21 protein-coding genes are annotated in these 19010 nt (G+C 74.3%); 11 read left to right on the top strand and 10 right to left on the bottom strand.

Annotated elements, in window-relative coordinates:
- The first annotated feature begins 83 nt into the window (after positions 1-83).
- Positions 84-995 (top strand): Gfo/Idh/MocA family protein, encoded by a 912-nt coding sequence (locus tag AB4039_RS17465; protein ID WP_266837601.1) that lies wholly within the window; start codon positions 84-86, stop codon positions 993-995.
- On the opposite strand, the gene lnt is transcribed toward AB4039_RS17465, so the two are convergent.
- The 4 genes from lnt to AB4039_RS17445 form a co-directional block, all read right to left on the bottom strand.
- Positions 913-2529 carry an apolipoprotein N-acyltransferase gene (lnt, locus tag AB4039_RS17460; RefSeq protein ID WP_442271139.1) on the bottom strand — a complete coding sequence of 539 codons (1617 nt, stop codon included), beginning with the start codon at positions 2527-2529 and terminating at the stop codon, positions 913-915. The genes AB4039_RS17465 and lnt overlap by 83 nt on opposite strands.
- A 42-nt stretch (positions 2530-2571) precedes the next feature.
- Positions 2572-3039: a nuclear transport factor 2 family protein gene (locus tag AB4039_RS17455; RefSeq protein ID WP_266837597.1), complete on the bottom strand. Its 468-nt coding sequence runs from the start codon at positions 3037-3039 to the stop codon at positions 2572-2574.
- A 162-nt stretch (positions 3040-3201) separates the two neighbouring features.
- Positions 3202-4080 carry an undecaprenyl-diphosphate phosphatase gene (locus AB4039_RS17450; protein ID WP_442271138.1) on the bottom strand — a complete coding sequence of 293 codons (879 nt, stop codon included), beginning with the start codon at positions 4078-4080 and terminating at the stop codon, positions 3202-3204.
- A 48-nt stretch (positions 4081-4128) separates the two neighbouring features.
- On the bottom strand, positions 4129-4857 hold the full coding sequence (locus AB4039_RS17445) for a TVP38/TMEM64 family protein (protein ID WP_266837591.1): 729 nt from the start codon (positions 4855-4857) through the stop codon (positions 4129-4131).
- 49 nt (positions 4858-4906) lie between these two features.
- Here AB4039_RS17445 and AB4039_RS17440 point away from each other — a divergent pair, with 49 nt between their 5' ends.
- From AB4039_RS17440 to AB4039_RS17420, 5 genes are all read left to right on the top strand, one after another.
- Positions 4907-5623 (top strand): DNA alkylation repair protein, encoded by a 717-nt coding sequence (locus tag AB4039_RS17440; RefSeq protein ID WP_442271137.1) that lies wholly within the window; start codon positions 4907-4909, stop codon positions 5621-5623.
- Between the two features lie 87 nt (positions 5624-5710).
- On the top strand, positions 5711-5854 hold the full coding sequence (locus tag AB4039_RS17435) for a hypothetical protein (protein ID WP_266837587.1): 144 nt from the start codon (positions 5711-5713) through the stop codon (positions 5852-5854).
- Between the two features lie 89 nt (positions 5855-5943).
- Positions 5944-7122, top strand: coding sequence for an elongation factor Tu (gene tuf, locus AB4039_RS17430; RefSeq protein ID WP_266837585.1), 1179 nt, complete (start codon positions 5944-5946; stop codon positions 7120-7122).
- Positions 7123-7308: 186 nt separating this feature from the next.
- Positions 7309-8166, top strand: coding sequence for a patatin-like phospholipase family protein (locus AB4039_RS17425; protein ID WP_442271136.1), 858 nt, complete (start codon positions 7309-7311; stop codon positions 8164-8166).
- 67 nt (positions 8167-8233) lie between these two features.
- Positions 8234-9025, top strand: coding sequence for a spermidine synthase (locus AB4039_RS17420; RefSeq protein ID WP_442271151.1), 792 nt, complete (start codon positions 8234-8236; stop codon positions 9023-9025).
- A 57-nt stretch (positions 9026-9082) separates the two neighbouring features.
- On the opposite strand, the gene AB4039_RS17415 is transcribed toward AB4039_RS17420, so the two are convergent.
- Positions 9083-10408 (bottom strand): MFS transporter, encoded by a 1326-nt coding sequence (locus tag AB4039_RS17415; protein ID WP_442271135.1) that lies wholly within the window; start codon positions 10406-10408, stop codon positions 9083-9085.
- Between the two features lie 80 nt (positions 10409-10488).
- On the bottom strand, positions 10489-11520 hold the full coding sequence (locus AB4039_RS17410) for a hypothetical protein (protein WP_266837579.1): 1032 nt from the start codon (positions 11518-11520) through the stop codon (positions 10489-10491).
- A 97-nt stretch (positions 11521-11617) separates the two neighbouring features.
- Here AB4039_RS17410 and AB4039_RS17405 point away from each other — a divergent pair, with 97 nt between their 5' ends.
- Positions 11618-12070: a DUF4442 domain-containing protein gene (locus AB4039_RS17405; protein ID WP_078950544.1), complete on the top strand. Its 453-nt coding sequence runs from the start codon at positions 11618-11620 to the stop codon at positions 12068-12070.
- Positions 12071-12424: 354 nt separating this feature from the next.
- The gene (locus tag AB4039_RS17400; RefSeq protein WP_266837577.1) at positions 12425-13090 is read left to right on the top strand and encodes a DedA family protein; all 666 of its coding nucleotides are present in this window, start codon (positions 12425-12427) and stop codon (positions 13088-13090) included.
- A gap of 39 nt (positions 13091-13129) precedes the next feature.
- Here the strand turns inward: AB4039_RS17400 and AB4039_RS17395 are convergent, their stop codons facing one another.
- Positions 13130-13684 carry a gamma carbonic anhydrase family protein gene (locus tag AB4039_RS17395; RefSeq protein ID WP_266837576.1) on the bottom strand — a complete coding sequence of 185 codons (555 nt, stop codon included), beginning with the start codon at positions 13682-13684 and terminating at the stop codon, positions 13130-13132.
- A 132-nt stretch (positions 13685-13816) separates the two neighbouring features.
- On the opposite strand from AB4039_RS17395, the gene AB4039_RS17390 reads away from it, so the two are divergent.
- On the top strand, positions 13817-14563 hold the full coding sequence (locus AB4039_RS17390; RefSeq protein WP_442271134.1) for an acyltransferase: 747 nt from the start codon (positions 13817-13819) through the stop codon (positions 14561-14563).
- A 22-nt stretch (positions 14564-14585) separates the two neighbouring features.
- On the opposite strand, the gene AB4039_RS17385 is transcribed toward AB4039_RS17390, so the two are convergent.
- A complete protein-coding gene (locus AB4039_RS17385; protein ID WP_442271133.1) occupies positions 14586-15452 on the bottom strand; it encodes an EamA family transporter in 867 nt (288 codons plus the stop codon).
- Positions 15453-15559: 107 nt separating this feature from the next.
- Here AB4039_RS17385 and AB4039_RS17380 point away from each other — a divergent pair, with 107 nt between their 5' ends.
- Complete coding sequence (locus tag AB4039_RS17380) at positions 15560-16150, top strand: XRE family transcriptional regulator (RefSeq protein WP_266841478.1); 591 nt, start codon at positions 15560-15562, stop codon at positions 16148-16150.
- 37 nt (positions 16151-16187) lie between these two features.
- Here AB4039_RS17380 and AB4039_RS17375 read toward each other — a convergent pair whose 3' ends face one another.
- A complete protein-coding gene (locus tag AB4039_RS17375; protein WP_266837570.1) occupies positions 16188-16592 on the bottom strand; it encodes a CoA-binding protein in 405 nt (134 codons plus the stop codon).
- Positions 16593-16762: 170 nt separating this feature from the next.
- Between AB4039_RS17375 and AB4039_RS17370 the strand changes: the two genes are divergently transcribed.
- A complete protein-coding gene (locus tag AB4039_RS17370) occupies positions 16763-17392 on the top strand; it encodes a YigZ family protein (protein ID WP_266837568.1) in 630 nt (209 codons plus the stop codon).
- A 131-nt stretch (positions 17393-17523) separates the two neighbouring features.
- On the opposite strand, the gene AB4039_RS17365 is transcribed toward AB4039_RS17370, so the two are convergent.
- Positions 17524-18792, bottom strand: a complete 1269-nt coding sequence (locus tag AB4039_RS17365; protein WP_266837566.1) for a vanadium-dependent haloperoxidase — start codon at positions 18790-18792, stop codon at positions 17524-17526.
- Between the last annotated feature and the right edge of the window lie 218 nt (positions 18793-19010).

The following is a 19010-nucleotide window of genomic DNA, read 5'->3' as shown; positions in this document are numbered from 1 at the left end:
GCCGTCATCCTGACCGAACACGCCCCCTCCCACCAGGGATTAAGCTGCCGGTATCCCATTGGGCACATATGAGGAGGCACCCGGTGAAGGTCGGCGTCATCGGACTCGGCGACATCGCCCGGAAGGCGTACCTGCCCGTCCTCACCACCCGCCCCGGAGTCGAACTGCACCTGCAGACACGCACTCCCGCCACGCTGGAGCGGATCGGCGCGATCCACCACGTCCCGCGCGGACGCCGCCACACCACCCTCGACGCGCTGCTCGCCGAGGGCCTCGACGCCGCCTTCGTCCACGCGCCGACCTCCGTCCACCCCGAGATCGTCGAGCGGCTGCTGCGGGCCGGCGTGCCGACGTACGTGGACAAGCCGCTGGCCTACGCGTTCGAGGACTCGCGGCGCCTGGTGGAACTGGCCGAGGAGCGCGGGGTCGGCCTCTTCGTCGGCTTCAACCGCCGCTACGCGCCCGGCTACGCCCAGTGCGCCGACCACCCGCGCGAGCTGATCATCCTGCAGAAGAACCGGGTCGGGCTTCCCGAGGACCCGCGCACCCTGGTGCTCGACGACTTCATCCACGTCGTCGACACCCTGCGCTTCCTGCTGCCCGGAGAGGCCGACCACATCGACGTGCGGGCCGTGGTGCGCGAGGGGCTGATGCACCAGGTGGTGCTCCAGATGTCCGGCGAGGGCTTCACCGCCCTCGGCGTCATGAACCGGCTCTCCGGATCCACCGAGGAGGTCCTGGAGGTCTCCGGACAGGACTCCAAGCGCCAGGTCGTCAACCTCGCCGAGATCATCGACCACAAGGGCCAGCCCACCCTGCGGCGGCGCGGGGACTGGGTGTCCGTGGCCCGCCAGCGCGGCATCGAGCAGGCGGTGGACACCTTCCTGGAGGCCGTCGGGGCCGGAAAGGCGCTCAGCGCCCGGGACGCGCTGCTGACCCATGAACTGTGTGAGCGGGTGGTGCTGACGGCTCTGGAGCAGGCCTCCCGAGCCTGACCGCCCGGGCGCCCCGCAGCGCGCAGTACGCCGCCAGCGCGGCGACCGCCGCGCCCCCGGGCCAGTTCCCGAAGCGCACGAAGAGGGTGGTGCCCCGGGCGAGCGGCAGCGCGTACACGGCCGCCGTGCTCGCCGACGTGGACAGGGCCGGGCCGATCCGCGCGCCCGAGGGGCCGTACACGGCGCTGACGCCGGTGAGGGTGGCGTGCACGAAGGGACGGCCGTTCTCGGCCGCGCGCAGCGCCGCGAGGGAGGCGTGCTGGGCCGGGGCCCAGCTGTGCTGGAAGGTGGAGGTGGAGGACTGCGCGACCAGGACCGCCGCACCCCGCCGGGTCAGCTCCCGGCTCATGTCGGGGAAGGCCGACTCGAAGCACACCAGGGGGCCGATCCGGCTGCCGTCCGGGAGCCCCATGACCACCGGGGCTGCGCCGCGCATCCGGTCCTCGCCGGCCGCCTTGCCCACCGAGGTGGCCCATCCCAGCACCGCGCGGGCCGGCACGTACTCGCCGAAGGGCACCAGCCGCATCTTGTCGTACCGCTCACCCGTCGGTCCCTGCGGGCCGACCAGGACGGAGCTCTTGTAGATGCCGGGCCGGTCCGAGCGCCGGGCGTCCACATTGACCAGCAGCGGGGCCCCGACCCGCGCGGACAGGGCGGCCAGTCGCCGGGACAGGTCCGGCCGCGCCGCCAGGTCCGCGCCGACGCTGCTCTCGCCCCACACCACCAGGTCCACCCGCCGCCCCACCAGCGTCGCGGTCAGCCGCTCCTGCGCGTCGAACCGCCGCTGGGCCGCGTCGGCCGTCGCCGCCGCGGCGGTGGTGCCCCCGGCGCCGGAGGCCCCCTCCGGGCCGTCCGCCATCAGGCCCGGCTGGACCACGGCCACCCGCAGCACGCCGCCCGAGGCCTCCGGGCGCGGCAGCCACAGCCACACCACCCCCGTGAGCACCGCACACCCCGCCACGGCGGCCACCGCGGGAACCCGCGCACGGGGCGCGGCGACCAGCAGTACCGCGGCACAGTTCACCGCCACCACCAGCAGGCTCACCAGCCACACCCCGCCCACCGAAGCCAGCCGCAGCGCCGGCGGCACCTGCCACTGGCTGGCGCCGAGCAGCCCCCACGGCCCGCCCAGCCCCTGCCAGGACCGGGCCAGCTCCGACAGCAGCCACCCCGCCGGTACGAGGACCAGCGCGGCCGCGGTCCGCCACCCGTGCGGCGTCCCGCCGAGCAGCTCCCGCACCAGGAGCGCCCAGGGGATCCAGAGCAGCCCCAGCAGCAGCGCCACCGGCAGCAGGAACACGTGCAGGCTCGGCAGCAGCCAGTGGTGCACCGCCACGATGAACCCGGCGCCCCCGAGCCAGCCCTCCAGGGCGGCCCGCCGCCCGGTGGGGGCGGAGCGCAGCAGCAGCATCCAGGGCACGAGGGCGACGTAGGCGAACCACCAGAGCGCCGGGGCGGGGAAGGCGAGGCACGGCAGTGCCCCGGCCGCCACCGCCGCGGCCGTACGCCACCACCGGGTCCGCTTCGTGAGCAATGCGCGCCTCCGCTTCCAGTGTGGGACCTGCTGCCCGGCCCTTCATTCCGAGAGGCGGCGCCACTTCTCGTGCACGGTGACCCCGCTCAGGCGCCAGCCGTCGGGGGTGCGGGCCAGCTCGAACGCGTAGCGGCCGGCGGCGACGAAGTTCGGGGCGGTGACCGTACCGTCGAAGTCCTCGCCCGCCAGCCGCATCGGGTTCAGGAAGTCGGCCCGGACCCGCGCCGTGTCCCCGGGGGAGCCGCCCTCGTCCGCCAGCCGGACCAGCCGGTTGACGATCAGGTGCTGGCGCACCGGGAAGAGCGTCATGGTCCGCCGCAGCCAGTCCGCGACCTCCCCGGCGGGACCCTCGATGCCGCCCGCCGAGCGGTAGTCGGCCCGCCCGTCCGGGGTGAACAGGGCGCGGTAGCCGGGCCAGTCCCCGTCGTCGACGGCCGCGGCGTACCCCGAGACCACCTCGTCGATGGCCAGCCGGTCCATTACCGTCGCCAGGTCCACACGCTGCGTCATCGGGACAGTGTGGGGCTCCGGGGCTGCCAGGCCAAGGGCCGTGCGGCCACCGGATGCCGGACGGACCGCCGCCGAGGCGCGTTCCCGACGGCGGTACGGAGGCCGCCCGGGAACGTTCCCGGGCGGCCTCCGATTCACGCCGATAGGTGAGCGGCGGCGCCGCTAGGACCCCGACTCGCCGGCGTGGGGGCTGAGCACGCCCGCGCCGATCAGGGCGAACAGCACGATGCCGAGCAGGATCCGGTAGATCACGAAGGGCATGAAGCTCTTGGTGGAAATGAATTTCATGAACCATGCGATGACGGCGTAGCCGACGAAGAACGCGATGACCGTCGCGAAGATCGTCGGCCCCCAGGTGATGTGGCCGGGGGTCTCGATCACGTCCTTGATCTCGAAGGCGCCCGAGGCCAGTACGGCCGGGATCGCGAGGAGGAAGGAGTAGCGGGCCGCGGCCTCGCGGGTGAAGCCCAGCAGCAGACCGCCGGAGATGGTCGCGCCGGAGCGGGAGACGCCCGGGATCAGGGCCATCGCCTGGCAGGCGCCGAAGATGAGGCCGTCCTTGACGCCCAGCTCCTTCAGCGTCTTGCGCTGGTGGACCACCCGGTGGCGGCCGCCCTCCTCGTCGCGCGAGGCCAGCCAGTCGGCGAAGCCGAGGATCAGCCCCATCACGATGAGGGTGGTGGCGGTCAGCCGCAGGTCACGGGCCGGGCCCTCGATCTGGTCCTTGAACAGCAGGCCCAGCACACCGATCGGGAGCGATCCGACGATGACCAGCCAGCCCATCTTGGCGTCCTGCTCGGAGCGCAGCGCCTTGGTGAACAGCGAGCGGAACCAGGTGGAGATGATCCGCGCGATGTCCTTGCGGAAGTAGATGAGGACGGCGGCCTCGGTGCCGATCTGGGTGATGGCCGTGAAGGCCGCACCGGGGTCGTGCCAGCCGGCGAACGCCGCGGTCAGCCGCAGATGGGCACTGGAGGAGATCGGGAGGAACTCCGTAAGCCCCTGGACGAGACCGAGGATTAGGGATTCGAACCAGCTCATGTCGGGGTGCGCTCGTCCTTGTGATCGTCGGGCAGTTCGGGTCCGATGCTAGGGCCCGTGCGGAGCGGCCGTGACCACAGGGGGGTGAACAGCCCGCTGCCGGTGGGCGGGAGCCTCCGCGACGGTGGGCGCGAGGCGGTGCCGCTTGCGCCAGGCGACCGCCGCGGCGGCCACCGCGGACAGTGCGATGAACCCGGACGAGACGAGGAACGCCGGCGATCCGGGCGAGGCCGCGCTGGCCCCCGCGATCACGTACGCGGCGGTGTTGGGGACCGTGCCGAGCGCCGTGGCGAGGAGGAAGGGCAGCCAGCCGCAGCGGGACACCGCCGCCAGGTAGTTGGCCGCCGCGAACGGAACGCCGGGGAAGATCCGCACCGCGAGCACGGAGCGGAACCCGTGCCGGTTCAGCTGGCCGTCGGCCGCCAGCAGCCAGCGTCCGCGCAGGTACGGGCGCAACGCCTCCTGCCCCAGGGCCCGCCCCAGCCCGAAGGAGACCGCGGCGCCGAGGACGGTCCCGCCGACGGCCGCCACCAGCCCGAACGCCGAACCGAAGACGGCCCCCGCCGCGAGGTTCAGCAGCGGGCGGGGCACGAACGCGGCCGTGCACAGGCCGTACGCACCCGCGAACAGCAGCACCCCCGCGCCGAGCGGAAGCTCCGGGGGCCAGCCCCGGGACAGCAGCCGCTGGGGCTCGTAGAGCACCACGCACGCCCCGGCCGAGACCAGCAGCACGACGAGGAGCGACAGCCGGGTCCACGGCGCGAGGAGGAGGGACATTCCGGGAGACTAACCGAGGCCCGTGGCGCCGCGCCGTAATGTGGGCCTCATGCGGCCGAACACGCGGCGACCCCCGGGGATCCCGCACAGCGCCCTCGCGGACGTTCTCCTGGAGCGGCTCACCACCACCTACGGAGCCGCCGCGGATTCCGAGCGGGCCGGGCCGATGGCCGCGTACATGAAGGACGTCTCCCCCTTCCTCGGCATCCGGACCCCCGAGCGCCGCGCGCTGTCCCGCATCGTGACGAAGGACACTCCGCCGCCCACGGAGACGGACTGCGCGGCGCTCGCGCTGCGTTGCCGGGAGCTCGCGGAGCGTGAGTACCGGTACTTCGCGGTGGACTACCTGCGCCGCCACGTCTCCCGCTGCTCCCCGGGCTTCCTGCCCGTGGTGCGGCACTTGCTCGTCACCGGGTCCTGGTGGGACACCGTCGACCTGCTCGCCGCTCACACGGTCGGCCCGCTGGTGGCGGCGGACCCCCGGCCGGCCGCCGTGATGGACGCCTGGATCGAGGACGACGACATCTGGCTCGTGCGCACCGCCCTCCTGCACCAGCTGGCGTACAAGTCCGCCACCGACACCGAGCGGCTGTTCGCGTACTGCCGCCGCCGGGCCGGCCACCCGGACTTCTTCGTCCGCAAGGCCATCGGCTGGGCCCTGCGCGAGTATGCCAAGACGGACCCGGAGGCCGTCCGGGCCTTCGTCGCGGACCAAAGGGCCCTGCTCGCACCGCTGTCGGTGCGCGAGGCCCTGAAGAACCTGTAGGCCCGGCGGGCGCCTCCGGACCGAACGGGCTCCCGGTACAAGGGAATTCGTTCGACGCCCCCGGTCCGGTCCGGCAGGATCGGGGACATGTCCCGGTACGCCTTCCCCGCAGCGCCGTCCGCAGTCGCGGACGCGCCGAAGGCTGCCCCGGATTCCTTCCCCGCAGCGGGCTTCCTCGCCGAAGCCTTCGCGGCGGCACCCTTCGCCGCGTTCGACGGCGCACGAAGCTGACCCTTCCCGGATCGTCCGGCGGACCCCGCAGGGGGAGGGTCGGCTCGCTCCAGGGGTCCCGTCCACGCTTCGAACACGGGAAAGAAACCATGGCCAAGACGGCCTTCGCCCGCACCAAGCCGCACCTCAACATCGGCACCATGGGTCACGTCGACCACGGCAAGACCACCCTCACCGCCGCCATCACCAAGGTCCTCGCCGAGCGCGGCGGCGCCTCCTACGTCCCGTTCGAGCGCATCGACCGGGCCCCGGAGGAGGCCCGGCGCGGCATCACCATCAACCTCACGCACGTCGAGTACGAGACGGACACCCGCCACTACGCCCACGTCGACATGCCCGGCCATGCCGACTACATCAAGAACATGGTCACGGGCGCGGCCCAGCTGGACGGGGCGATCCTCGTCGTCTCCGCCCTCGACGGGGTCATGCCCCAGACGGCCGAGCACGTCCTGCTCGCCCGCCAGGTCGGCGTCGACCACATCGTGGTCGCGCTCAACAAGGCCGACGCCGGGGACCCCGAGCTGACCGACCTGGTCGAGCTGGAGGTCCGCGAGCTGCTCACCGCGCACGGCTACGGCGGTGACGCCGCGCCGGTCGTACGGGTCTCCGGGCTCGGCGCGCTGGAGGGCGACCCGCGGTGGACCGGTGCGGTGGAGGCGCTGCTGGACGCGGTGGACACGTACGTGCCGATGCCCGTGCGGTACACCGACGCGCCGTTCCTGCTCTCCGTGGAGAACGTGCTCACCATCACCGGCCGCGGCACCGTCGTCACCGGCGCCGTCGAGCGCGGCACCGTCCGCCTCGGCGACCGGGTGAGCGTGCTCGGCGGTGACGGCGAGCCGGTCGAGACGGTGGTGACCGGGCTGGAGACCTTCGGGAAGCCGATGGAGTCCGCCGAGGCGGGGGACAACGTCGCCCTGCTGCTGCGCGGCGTGCACCGCGACGGCGTGCGCCGCGGCCACGTGGTCGCCGCGCCCGGCAGCGTGATGCCCGGCCGGCGCTTCACCGCGCAGGTCTACGTGCTCTCCGCCCGCGAGGGCGGACGCAGCACGGCGATCGCCTCCGGGTACCGGCCGCAGTTCTACATCCGCACCGCCGACGTCGTCGGCGACGTGGACCTGGGCGCGGCCGGTGTGGCCCGGCCCGGGGAGACGGTCACCATGACCGTCGAACTGGGGCGCGACGTCCCGCTGGAGTCCGGCCTCGGCTTCGCGATCCGCGAGGGCGGCCGCACGGTGGGCGCGGGCACGGTGACGCGGGTCGGCTGACGCCGGCCGGCCGGCGAGGGCCTGCTGATCCGGGCCGGCCGACCGGGGCCGGCCGACCCGGTGTGGTGACGGCGGTGGCCCTGCGCCAGACTGCCGTCACCACACGGTGTGCGTACGCGTGCGCACGCCGACGCGCGTGCGGAAGCGGAACCGGGCGCGCGCGGACGAGAGAGGGGCGGGGCGGCGATGGGCGGCGACACGGCACTGGTGCTCGGCGGCGGAGGACTCACCGGGATCGGATGGGAGACCGGGATCCTCTACGGGCTCGCCCGCGCCGGAGTGGACCTCGCCCGCGCCGACCTCGTCGTCGGCACCTCGGCCGGCTCGGTGGTCGGCGCGCAGCTCGCCTCCGGGCTGCTCAGCCCGCAGGAGCTGTACGAGCGCCAGCTCGGCGACAGCACCGGGGAGGTCGCCGCCCGGATCGGCGCGGGCGTCATCGCCCGGTACGCCGTGGCCATGGCCCGCTCCCGCGACGCGGTCGGCTACCGCAAGCGGATCGGCGCGATGGCGCTCGCCGCCGACACCACCGGCGAGGCGGAGCGGCGCGCGGTGCTGGAAGCCCGCCTGGTCTCCCACGAGTGGCCCGAGCGGCGCCTGGTCGTCACCGCCGTCGACGCGCTGAGCGGGGAGCTCGCCGCCTTCGAGCGGGACGGGGACGCGGGGCTGGTGGAAGCGGTCTCGGCGAGCTGCGCCGTACCCGGGGTGTGGCCGCCGGTGACGATCGGCGGGCGCCGGTTCGTCGACGGCGGCGTCCGCTCCGCCACCAACGCCGACCTCGCCTCCGGATACCGCCGCGTGGTGGTCATCGCGCCGATCGCCCTGGGCTCCGGGAAGGTTCCCGCCCCCTCCGTGCAGGCCGCGCGGCTGCGGGCCGAGGGGGCCCGGGTCCTGCTGATCACCCCGTCGCCCGAGGCCCGCAAGGCCTTCGGGCGCAACGTGCTCGACCCCGCCCGCCGGGACCCGGCGGCGCGGGCCGGGCTGGTTCAGGCCGCCGCCCACGTGGACGCGGCCCGGGAGGTCTGGGAGGGTCCGGCGGGGCCCTGACAATGGTGGGGTGAGCGACGAACAGATCCCGGTGATCCGGGAAGTGGGCCAGGGCACCGCCAAGCTGATGCCGGACGTGGACCGGGAGCGGGCCTGGCTGCTCACCGTGGACGGGGCCCCGCAGTCGTACGTCGACCTCGACGAGCCCGGACACCTGGAGTTCGAGTACGTACGCCGCCTCGCGCACGTGCTCGACTGCGCGGCCGGGCCGGGGGAGGCCCTGGACCTGCTGCACCTGGGCGGCGGCGCCCTGACCCTGCCGCGCTACGCCGCCGGCTCCCGGCCCGGGTCCCGGCAGACGGTGGTGGAGTTCGACGCCGGCCTGGTGGACCTGGTCGCCGAACACCTGCCGCTGGCCGCCGGGGCGGACGTGACCGTGCACGCCGCCGACGCCCGGGGCTGGCTGGCCTCCGCCCCGGCCCGGAGCGCGGACGTGATCGTCGCCGACGTGTTCGGGGGCTCCCGGGTGCCGGCCCAGCTCACCTCCTTGGAGTACGCGCGGGAGGCTGCCCGGGTGCTGCGGCCCGGGGGGCTGTACGCGGCGAACCTGGCGGACGGGGCGCCGTTCGGCTTCCTGCGGTCCCAGCTGGCGAACTTCGGGGCCGTTTTCGGGGAGCTGGCGCTGATCGCGGAGCCGGGCGTGCTGCGGGGCCGGCGCTTCGGCAACGCGGTGCTGCTGGCCTCGGACGCCGCCCTTCCGGTGGCCGGCCTCGCCCGGCGGTGCGCCGGGGACGCCTTCCCGGCCCGCGTGGAGCACGGGGAGGCGCTGGCCCGCTTCGTGCGCGGGGCGGCGACGGTGGCGGACGCCGACGCGGTGGCCTCGCCGGAGCCGCCGGAGGGGGCGTTCAGCCTCGGCTGAGCCCGGCCCGGCGGAGCACCTCGTTCCCTGGCCCTGGCCCCGGCCCCGACTCCGGTTTCAGGAGACTCCGGCGGTGCTGCCGCGCGCGGTGTCAGGGGTCGCGGGGGCGGGGGTCGCGGGGGCGGGGGAGCGTACGGGCGGGGGCTTGCGGGTCAGCCGGCGGACGTCGGGCACGAACAGCACCGCCGCGGTGCCGGCGACCACCAGGACCGCGCAGCCCCACAGGGCCGTGGTGCGGCCGAAGGCGGTCTCGGCGGGTCCGGCCAGGGCGGTGGCCAGGGGGAGCATGGAGACCGAGCCGAACCAGTCGTAGGCCGAGACCCGGGAGAACTTCTCCTCCGGTATCTCCTGGTGCATGGTGGTCATCCAGTTCACGCCGAACACCTCGATGGCGGTGCCGCTGACGAACATCACCGCGCACAGACCCCACACGGGCAGCGGAACGGCYAGCCCCGCCGAGGGCAGCGCCAGCGGGAACACGCACAGGGTGCCGACCAGGAGCAGGCGGCGCGGCTTCCACATCATCATCAGCAGGGCCCCTGCGATGGTGCCCGCGCCGAAGCAGGCCAGGGCCATGCCCCAGGGGGCCGGCCCGCCCAATCGGTCGCGGGCCACGAGGGGTCCGTAGACCGCCTCGGCGGCGCCGACGACGGCGACGACCACGGAGAACTGGAGCACGATGCTCCACAGCCAGGGGCGGGTCCGCACCTCCACCCAGCCCTCGCGCAGGTCGGCCAGCAGGCCGCCGCCCGGGGCCCGTTGGGCGATGTGACCCACGTGGAGGAAGGCGCGCAGGAGACCGGCGAGCGCGAAGGCCGCCGCGTCCACGGCCAGCACCCAGCCCGGCCCGATCGCCGCGATCATGGCGCCGCCGAGGGCCGCTCCGCCGATGCCGGCGCCGTTCATGGCCATCCGGAAGAGGGCGAAGGCGCGGTTGGAGTGCTCGCCCGACACGCTGGAGAGGAGCATCCCCTCCGCGGCCGGGTTGAAGAAGGCCGTACCGGTGCCGCACAACGCGGTGAGCAGCATCATCTGCCACAGCCGGGGGTCCCCGGCGAGCACCAGGACGGCGAAGGCGGCCTGCGAGAGGCAGTTCAGCGCGTTGGCCGCGACCATCACCCGGTGCCGCGGCAGCCGGTCGGCGAGTGCGCCGCCCACGAGGAGGAAGAGGACGAGGGGGAGCGTACGGGCGGCGGCGACGAGGCCGACGTCCCCGCCGGAACCGCCGGCTCCGAGGACCGCGAAGGCGGCTGCGATGAGCGCTCCGTGGCTGCCGAGGTTGGTGATGACGGCGGCGCCGGTCAGCAGCGTGTAGTTGCGGCCGGCCCACTCGGGCCGGCGGCGCGGCAGGCCGTGGCGGGTGGCGGTCGGGGAAGGGCTCACCCACGGACTATCCCCTGCCCGGGCCGGGGCTCCAAACCGATTACGGCTGGATCGCCGGCCCGGCGCCGGGCCGCGGGGGATCAGTTCGCGGTGAGTCGGATGGAGCTGAGGATCTTGTCGTAGACGTCGGCCTGGACCTCGTCCTTCACGCCCGCCGGGCCGACCAGCACGAAGCTGGCGAAGTCACCGGCCGCGTTCTTGAAGCCGAAGCCGACCGCCTTGCCGTCGGTGGAGCACTTGTGCTCCTTCTTCACGTTCGGCGCGGTGGCGATGACCATGTGGCCCTTGAGCCCGGAGGAGGTCGTGTACTCCTTGGGGTCGGTCACCTTGACCGTCCCCTTGGGTTCCTTCTGGGCGTAGCCCGCCCATGCCCAGGAACCGGTGTTGTCGGTCGCGACCTGGGCCGTGTCCTTGGCGCCCTGGGCGCCCTTGATGCCGGTGTCGGCGAGCGAGAACTTCTCCAGGCTGCCGTTCTTGTCCGTGTCGACCGTGCACCACTCGCGCTTGTAGGAGGAGGTCCCGCTCATGGTGATGACCGGCGAACCGTCCTTCTTGACCTCGTCGTCGAAGAAGAGGATCGAGCCCGACTCGGGGACGTCCCACTCGGGGGGCACGTCGTAGGCGGCCCCGTACTTCGTGTTGACGACCACCTTCCAGCCCGGGATCACCGGCTGGGGGGCGCCGCCGGCGCGCGGGTTGCCCGACGGGGCGCTGGGGGTGGGCGTCACCGGGGCGGAGGTGGCGGCGGTCGGCTTGTCGTCGGCCCGGTCGTCCTTCTTGTCGTCCCGGGTCAGGACGAAGGCCGCGGTGCCGGCCGCGGCCACCACGACCGCCGAGGCCGCGACGATGGCCACGGTCCGGGTGGAGAACTTGCCGCCGCCGGAGGGCGGGGAGGGCGGCGGGGGAGCCTGCTGGCCCCACGGCTGGGTGGGGGGCGGCGTCTGGTATCCGGCCTGCGGGTACCCGTAGCCGGGCTGCTGCTGTCCGAATCCCGGCTGCTGCTGCGGCTGCTGGTAGGGGTTCGGCTGTCCCGGCTGCTGCTGGTACGGGTTCTGTTGCGCGTCCTGAGGGTTGTGTTCGCCCCCGGGCGGCTGCTGCTGTCCTGGCCACATGGCCGGTAACGATAGTGGGAGAGGGTGCGAGGAGCCACGGCCGCCCCCTGGTCGGGGTCTGGTCAAGCCTGTCTACTCACGGGTAACATCGCGTGTCATGAGCGCAGACCAGATGAACGTGGGCGAACTGCTCGCCCAGACCGTGCCGATGGCGGGCACCCTCAACCTCGAATTCATCGAGACCACCCCCGAGCGCGCGGTCGTGCGGCTGCCCGACCAGCCCGCCTTCCACAACCACGTCGGCGGCCCGCACGCCGGCGCCATGTTCACCCTCGCCGAGTCCGCGAGCGGCGCCATCGTCCTGGCCGCCTTCGGCGACCAGCTCTCGCGCGCCGTGCCGCTGGCCGTCCGCGCGGAGATCGGCTACAAGAAGCTCGCCAAGGGCGTCGTGACCGCCACCGCCACCCTCGGCCGCCCGGCCGCCGACGTCGTGGCCGAACTGGACGCGGGCGGCCGCCCGGAGTTCCCCGTCACCATCGCCATCCAGCGCGAGGACGAGGCCGTCACCGGCGAGATGACGGTCGTCTGGACCCTGCGCCCCAACGCGTGACGGCGGGGCCCGCCGTGCCGGGCCCGCCGACCGGGGCCGTACGGCCGCCTCCGGGCACCGTGCGGCCCCGACGCCTTTCGGCCCCGACGCCTCGACAGGCCGTGCCGCCCCCGGCGGCCGCCCGTCGAAGGGAACCCCGGCGTGAGGTCCGACTGCCCGACGGAGCCCTGCCCCCGCAGTGCACGGCCGACGGGCAGACCGCCGAGCACCACGGGTTCCGGCCGTCGCGCGGTGTTCGCCGGTCGTTCCTCCCGTGAACCTCCCTCGCGACCCGGGGCCGTCGCAGGGAGCGGATAGGCTGCCCGTTCGGCGTGTCACGGGGGCGCGCCGCCGAGGACTCGGGAGGACGTACCGGTGCACATCCAGGAATGGCTGGAGACGATTCCGGCGATCAGTGTCTACCTCCTGGTGGGCCTGGTCATCGGACTGGAGAGCCTCGGCATCCCGCTGCCCGGGGAGATCATCCTGGTCAGCGCGGCCCTGCTGGCCTCGCAGCAGGGACACATCGACCCCGTGGTCCTCGGCGCCTGCGCGGTCGCGGGGGCGATCATCGGCGACTCCATCGGCTACGCGATCGGGCGCCGGGGCGGCAAGCCGCTGCTGGAACGGCTCGGACGGCGCTTCCCCAAGCACTTCGGGCCCGCCCACGTGGCCCTCGCGGAGCGCTCCTTCGACAAGTGGGGCATGTGGGCCGTCTTCTTCGGCCGGTTCGTCGCCCTGCTGCGGATCTTCGCCGGGCCCCTCGCGGGCGTCCTGCGCATGCCGTACTGGCGGTTCCTGATCGCGAACGTCCTCGGCGGCATCCTGTGGGCGGGCGGTACGACCGCCGTCATCTACACCGTCGGCATCGTCGCCGAGCCGTGGCTCAAGCGGTTCTCCTGGCTGGCGCTGGTGGTGGCCCTGCTGATCGGGCTCGCCGTGACGCTGGTGGTGCGCTTCCGCATGAAGAAGGCCGCCGCCGAGGTCCACGAGGCGGAGCCGGAAGCGGCGACGGCCGCCGCGGCGGCGACCTCCGACTGAGGCCGGTCCGGGCCCCGGTGGGGCCCGGACCGGCCGGGCTCAGGCGTCCGGGGTCACCGAGGCGCGGTGCTGCTTCGCCAGCTCCGTGTACATCGCGGCGTTGACCTTGATCCCCTCGCGCTCCTCCTCGGTGAGCTCCCGCCGCACCTTGGCGGGCACCCCCGCGACGAGCGAACCGGGCGGGACGACCATCCCCTGCGGGACCAGCGCCTGCGCCGCGACCAGTGAACCGGCGCCGATGACGGCCCCGTTCAGGACCGTCGCGCCCATCCCGATGAGGCAGTCGTCCTCCACGGTGCAGCCGTGCACGACGGCGTTGTGCCCGATGGAGACGCGCTCGCCGATGGACACCGGGAAGCCGGGATCCACGTGGAGCGTGCAGTTGTCCTGCACGTTGCTGTCCGCGCCGAGCGTGATCGGGCCGCAGTCGGCGCGCAGTACCGCCGAGTACCAGACGCTCGCGCCGGCGGCCAGGGTGACGTCGCCGACCACGACGGAGGTCGGAGCGGTGAAGGCCGTCGGGTCCACGGACGGGTGCCGGTCGCCGACGCCCGCGATGAGTCCTGCCCGGCTCTGGTCCGGCTGTTGCGTCATGGTGATTTCCCTCTGTTTCCGTATGCCGCGCTACCGGCACCGTAGGGCACGCGCCGCCGCGGCCCCGCGATGGGGTGAAGATCACAGGAACGTGGTCCGGCTGCCCGGCGCGGGGCGCACTACCGTGGCCAGGTGCCGAAGAACCAGAACACGTTCTCCTCGCTGACGGCCCTGCGCCGACGGGTCGCCGGCCGCGTGGTGCACGCGGGCTGGCGCTGGATGCAGCAGGCGGGCGCGGTCACCGCGCAGCACCCCGGACGGCTGCGCTTCGGCGCGATCGGCGGCGGCACCCGACTCGCCTTCCCCCAGGGCACCGTCTTCGGGGAGCGCTGGATCCGGCTCGGCGAGCACTGCATCATCGCCGAGCAGGTGACCCTGACCGCCGGGATGATGCCCGACCTCGACCTCGGGCCCGAACCGATGCTGGTGCTGGGCAACGGCGTCGTGCTCGGACGCGGCAGCCACGTCATCGCCGACACCCGCATCAGCATCGGCGACGACACCTTCTGCGGGCCGGGGGTGTACATCACCTCCACCAACCACAGCTACGACGACCCGCACGAGCCCGTCGGCAAACAGTGGCCCCGCAGCGCGCCGGTCGAGATCGGACCGGGCTGCTGGCTGGGCACCGGCGCGGTGATCCTCCCCGGGGCCCGGCTGGGCCGCAACGTGGTGGTGGCCGCGGGTTCCGTCGTACGGGGCGAGGTGCCCGACCACGCGGTGGTGGCGGGGGCGCCCGCCCGGATCGTGCGCCGGTGGGAGCCCGATACGGGCTGGCAGCCGCCGCTGCGCACCCCGGCGCCGGTGCCGATCCCGGACGGGATGACGCCGGAGCAGCTGCGCGGGCTGGCGCGGCTGGCGGAGGCCGAGCAGTCCTGAGCCGCTCCCGCTCGCCGGGGGCTCAGCCCGCGGCGAGCAGGACCGTGCCCGCGAGGGCCAGTCCGGCCCCGGCCGCCTGCACGCTGCGCAGCCGTTCCTTGAGCACGGCGAAGGCGGCGAAGGCGGTGACCACCGGGTAGAGCGAGGACAGTACGGCGGCCACGGTGACCGGGCCGTTCTGGGCGGCTATGGAGTACGTGCCGTTGGCGGCGACGTCCGCCAGGCCGACGAAGGCGAGGGCGGGCAGCAGGCTCCACAGCACGCGCGGCCCGGTACCGGCGGGCAGGGCCGGGGTGCCGCGCCCGACCTGCACCCACAGCACGGCGCCGCCGACGGCCACGTTGGTGACCCGCTGGACGAAGAGGGCCAGGAACAGGCCGGTCAGGGTGGTGGAGGCGTGCGCGATCAGGGCCATGACGGCGCCGAAGCCGAAGGCGGCGAGCAGGGTGAGCACGACGGCCTGCCGCTGTACGGGGGCGCCGCGCAGTTCGGGGCCGCCCGCGAGGACGATGCCGGCCACGGCCACGGCGATGCCCGCGAACTGCCCCGGTCCGGGCCGCTCGCCGAGGGCCAGACCCACGCCGACCGGTACGACCACGCCGACGGAGCCGAGCGGCGAGACCACGCCCATCGGGCCCAGGGCCAGCGCCTTGTAGAAGCTGAGCATGGCGGCCGGGCCGACGAGACCGGCGGCCACCGCGAACCACAGCTGCGGTCCGGCCTCCCGCCAGGCGCCGGTGCCGATCACGATCGCCCCGAGCACGGCGACGGCGGCGATCTGCGAGACAACGACCACGGTCAGCGCCGGGATCCGGCGGGTCAGCAGCCCGCCACCGAAGTCGGCGAGGCCCCACAGCACGGCTGTGGCCAGGGCGAACAGGGCGGTCATGGCGGGACCTCGCAGTACAGTGCGGTGAACGGTGGAGTGCAGCATCGAATACACCGCAGGTTAGTTCAGTCTATTGAACTGTGTCATCCAGAATATTGGACGGAATGGTGTCGGACCTCGAACAGCTCACCCAGGCGCTCGCCCGGAACCTCAAGCGGTGGCGCGGTGAGCGCGGATTCACCCTCGACGCGCTGGCGGCCCGCGCGGGGGTGAGCCGCGGCATGATCATCCAGATCGAGCAGGCCCGTACGAACCCCAGCGTGGGCACCACGGTCAAACTGGCCGACGCCCTCGGGGTCAGCATCACCACCCTCCTCGACCACGAGCGCAGCCCTCAGGTGCACGTGGTGGAGCCGGGGCAGGGGGTGCGGATGTGGTCCAGCGGGACGGGCAGCGAGGCGCGCATGCTGCTCGGCGACGACCGGCGCGGGCCCGTGGAGATGTGGGTCTACCGGCTGGAGGCCGGAGACGGCACGGCCTCCGACCCCCACCCGTCGGGCACCTTCGAGATGCTGCACGTGACGGCAGGAGAACTCACCCTGGAGATCGCCGACGGCCGTTACGTGGTCCCGGCGGGCGGGGCCGTCTCCTTCGAGGCGAACGTGCCGCACGCCTACCGCAACGAGGGCCCAGGGCCGATGGAGATGACCATGGCCGTGTCGATCCCGCCGGTCCAGGGGGTGGCGGGCGCCCACTGACGGCGCGCGGCGGGTGCCGACGGGCCCGACGGGCCGGCTACAGCGCCGGGATCTCGATCGCGGGGCAGCGGTCCATGACCATCTCCAGGCCCGCCTCGCGGGTGCGCGCGTAGGCCTCCTCGTCGATCACGTCCAGCTGGAACCACACGGCCCCGGCGCCCACCGCCACCGCCTCGTCGGCGACCGCGCCGGCCAGCGTGCTGTTCACGAAGACGTCCACCACGTCCACCTCGAACGGGATCGCCGCGAGCGACGGGTACCCCGGCTCGCCGTGCACCGTCTCCGCCTTCGGGTGCACGGGAACGACCCGCTTCCCGAACCGCTGCAGCACGCGCGCCACCCCGTAGGCCGCGCGGTCCTGGTTGTTGGACAGGCCCACCACGGCCCATGTGTCACCGAGTTCGGTGAGGATCTTGCGAATGGTCGCCGGGTCGCCGTACACGCGCGCCGCCTCCTGTTGTTCCGGACCGCTCTGCTCTCCCCGCCTCAACGAAGGGGACGCCCGCGCGATTCCCGTCGACGTCGCGGGCCCCTGGGTACGGCCCACCGGGCCGGTGGGAGGCCGCGGGCAGGACGGCGGACCCCTCCGCGACCACGGATTAGGGTGGAGCGGTGAAGGCAGACCAGTACGTGACGGTGGCCCGAGAGGGAACGCACGAGTCCGAGATCAACCGCTCGCGGTTCCTGTGCTCGCTCGCGCCCGCGGCGACGGAGCAGGAGGCGCAGGAGTTCGTCGCGCGCGTCCGCAAGGAGCACCCCGCCGCCACGCACAACTGCTACGCCTACGTGATCGGCGCCGACGCCTCCGTGCAGAAGGCCAGCGACGACGGGGAACCCGGCGGGACCGCCGGGGTGCCCATGCTCCAGATGCTCACCCGGCGCGACATCCGGTACGCGGTGGCCGTGGTCACCCGGTACTACGGCGGCGTGAAACTCGGCGCCGGCGGGCTCATCCGGGCCTACGGAGGGGTCGTCGGGGAAGCCCTGGACGCCCTCGGGACCGTCACCCGGCACCGCTACCGGCTGGCCACCGTCACCGTCGACCACCAGCGGGCCGGGAAGACCCAGAACGACCTGCGCTCCACCGGGCGGGCGGTGCTGGACGTGCGCTACGGGGAGGCCGTCTCGATCGAGATCGGCCTCCCCGAGGCGGAGGTCGAGGCCTTCCGGGCCTGGCTCGCCGACGTCACCGCCGGAACCGCGGGCTTCGAGCTCGGCGGAGAGGCCTACGCGGAGGGCTGACCGGATCGGCCGGCCGGATCCGCCGCCCGGGCCCGCCGGCCGGATCCGCCGCCCGGGCCCGTCTGCCGGGCCCGCCGCCCGGGCCCGCATGCCGGGCCCGCATGCCGGGCCCGTCGGCCTGCGGAGCGTCGTCAGAGCGTGCCGTACAGCCGGTCGGCGTGCCGGAGCGCGTACTGCCCGACGGCCTCGCCGAGCCGGACGCCCGCCTCGTCGGCGCTGCGGCTGTGGATCCCCGAGTACACCCGGGCGTCCACGTTGTCCCGGGTCAGCTGCCGCCACCCGGTGTAGGTGCGCCGCACGCCCGGCGCCGTCGGGCTGGTCAGCCCGAACGGGGCCGTCACCGGCCCGGCGAGCCCGTCCAGTACCGCCTGCGCGGCACCCGCGTACGTGGCGTGGCCGCTCGGGTAGTCGGGGTGGGCCGGCGTCCGGTGCAGCGGGGTCCACGCCGGGTCCGTGCCGACGTCCCCGGTCCGGATAGCGGTCACCGGCCGCCACCGCACGTACGTGTACTTGCTGTCGGAGGTGGCGATCTGGGTGTCGACGGACGCGGCGTGGAACAGCGCGAGCAGCTCCGCCCGCTCGGCGGTCGAGCCGTGCGAGCGGGCCACGGCCACCCGCAGCGGTTCGGTGTAGAGGACCTGGGAGGACGCGTACCAGAAGTTCGCCGTCTCCGTCTGGCGGGGCGTGCGCACGGTGCTGTCGGCGGCCCCGTACGCGCGTACCTCGGCGAGGTCGGTCCGGTAGCGGCGGGAGTCCAGCGCGGGCGGCGGCCCCAGCCGGAACTGGTCGGCGCGCTCCAGCAGGAAGGGCTTCGCCAGGCGGTTGCCGTACTGCGCGGCGGGCGCGTATCCGTCGGGCGTGGGCTGCCAGACCCCGGGCGCGGCGGGCGGCACCGGGAACGGCGCGTTCACCGAGGCCGGGTCGAGGCCGTCCCCCGCGCGGGCGGCCAGCACGGCCGCGGCCTGCCGGGCACCCGCGGCCACGCCCCCTTCCTCGGCGGAGCCGTCCGGGATCCGGCCCAGGGTCGCGGCCAGGGCCGCGTCGAGGTCGGCCCGGCGGGACGGGGCGAGGCCGACCAGCACGTCGTGCACGGCGGAGGCGACGGCGGCGTCCTGGAAGCGGCCCCGGGCCGGGCCCGCGGGAGCCTCCCGGGCGGCGCGCGCGGCGGCGATCCAGCCGATCGCCCAGGTGCGGTTGTCGGTGATCTGCGTGGGAGCCGCCGTGGCCGCGACGGTCCGGGCGGTGGTGTCGTACCAGTCGAGCACCACCGACCCCGCCCCGGCCGGGAGCGGGGGCGCCGGCGCGGCGGCCGAGGGGACGGCGGCGGTCAGGGCAAGGAGCGCGGCGGAGCCTGCGGCGAGCAGCGCGGGACGGACGCGGACGGGTCGGGTGAGCGGCATGCGGCGAAGCTAGCCAGCGGCCGGGGCGGCGGACAAGTGCCCGGGGCCGTGGGGGGAGTTCGGCCACAGACCTTTCGTGCCGCCGCCATGATCCCGTAACGGGCGGGGGAGCGGGGCGCGGAAGGGGTTAGCCTGGAGGGTCGGTGCGGGGCCCGTCGGCGAGGCCCCGGCCCGGCCGCGGGCAGGCCGGTGCCGACCGGTCGGGCGTGGGGACACGA

It is taken from the genome of Streptomyces sp. M-16 (assembly GCF_052114405.1).
Taxonomy (GTDB): Bacteria; Actinomycetota; Actinomycetes; order Streptomycetales; family Streptomycetaceae; genus Streptomyces.
The sequence above is the reverse complement of the archived record's forward strand: the minus strand, read 5'-3'. Positions and strand labels throughout refer to the sequence as shown.

What these genes read in the sequence shown, in the direction of transcription:
- AB4039_RS17455 (WP_266837597.1), bottom strand. Translation starts at nt 3,039, where the DNA reads ATGACGCAGCGTGTGGACCTGGCGACGGTAATGGACCGGCTGGCCATC.
- AB4039_RS17450 (WP_442271138.1), bottom strand. Translation starts at nt 4,080, where the DNA reads ATGAGCTGGTTCGAATCCCTAATCCTCGGTCTCGTCCAGGGGCTTACG.
- AB4039_RS17445 (WP_266837591.1), bottom strand. Translation starts at nt 4,857, where the DNA reads ATGTCCCTCCTCCTCGCGCCGTGGACCCGGCTGTCGCTCCTCGTCGTG.
- AB4039_RS17440 (WP_442271137.1), top strand. Translation starts at nt 4,907, where the DNA reads ATGCGGCCGAACACGCGGCGACCCCCGGGGATCCCGCACAGCGCCCTC.
- AB4039_RS17435 (WP_266837587.1), top strand. Translation starts at nt 5,711, where the DNA reads ATGTCCCGGTACGCCTTCCCCGCAGCGCCGTCCGCAGTCGCGGACGCG.
- tuf (WP_266837585.1), top strand. Translation starts at nt 5,944, where the DNA reads ATGGCCAAGACGGCCTTCGCCCGCACCAAGCCGCACCTCAACATCGGC.
- AB4039_RS17425 (WP_442271136.1), top strand. Translation starts at nt 7,309, where the DNA reads ATGGGCGGCGACACGGCACTGGTGCTCGGCGGCGGAGGACTCACCGGG.
- AB4039_RS17420 (WP_442271151.1), top strand. Translation starts at nt 8,234, where the DNA reads ATGCCGGACGTGGACCGGGAGCGGGCCTGGCTGCTCACCGTGGACGGG.
- AB4039_RS17410 (WP_266837579.1), bottom strand. Translation starts at nt 11,520, where the DNA reads ATGTGGCCAGGACAGCAGCAGCCGCCCGGGGGCGAACACAACCCTCAG.
- AB4039_RS17405 (WP_078950544.1), top strand. Translation starts at nt 11,618, where the DNA reads ATGAGCGCAGACCAGATGAACGTGGGCGAACTGCTCGCCCAGACCGTG.
- AB4039_RS17395 (WP_266837576.1), bottom strand. Translation starts at nt 13,684, where the DNA reads ATGACGCAACAGCCGGACCAGAGCCGGGCAGGACTCATCGCGGGCGTC.
- AB4039_RS17385 (WP_442271133.1), bottom strand. Translation starts at nt 15,452, where the DNA reads ATGACCGCCCTGTTCGCCCTGGCCACAGCCGTGCTGTGGGGCCTCGCC.
- AB4039_RS17365 (WP_266837566.1), bottom strand. Translation starts at nt 18,792, where the DNA reads ATGCCGCTCACCCGACCCGTCCGCGTCCGTCCCGCGCTGCTCGCCGCA.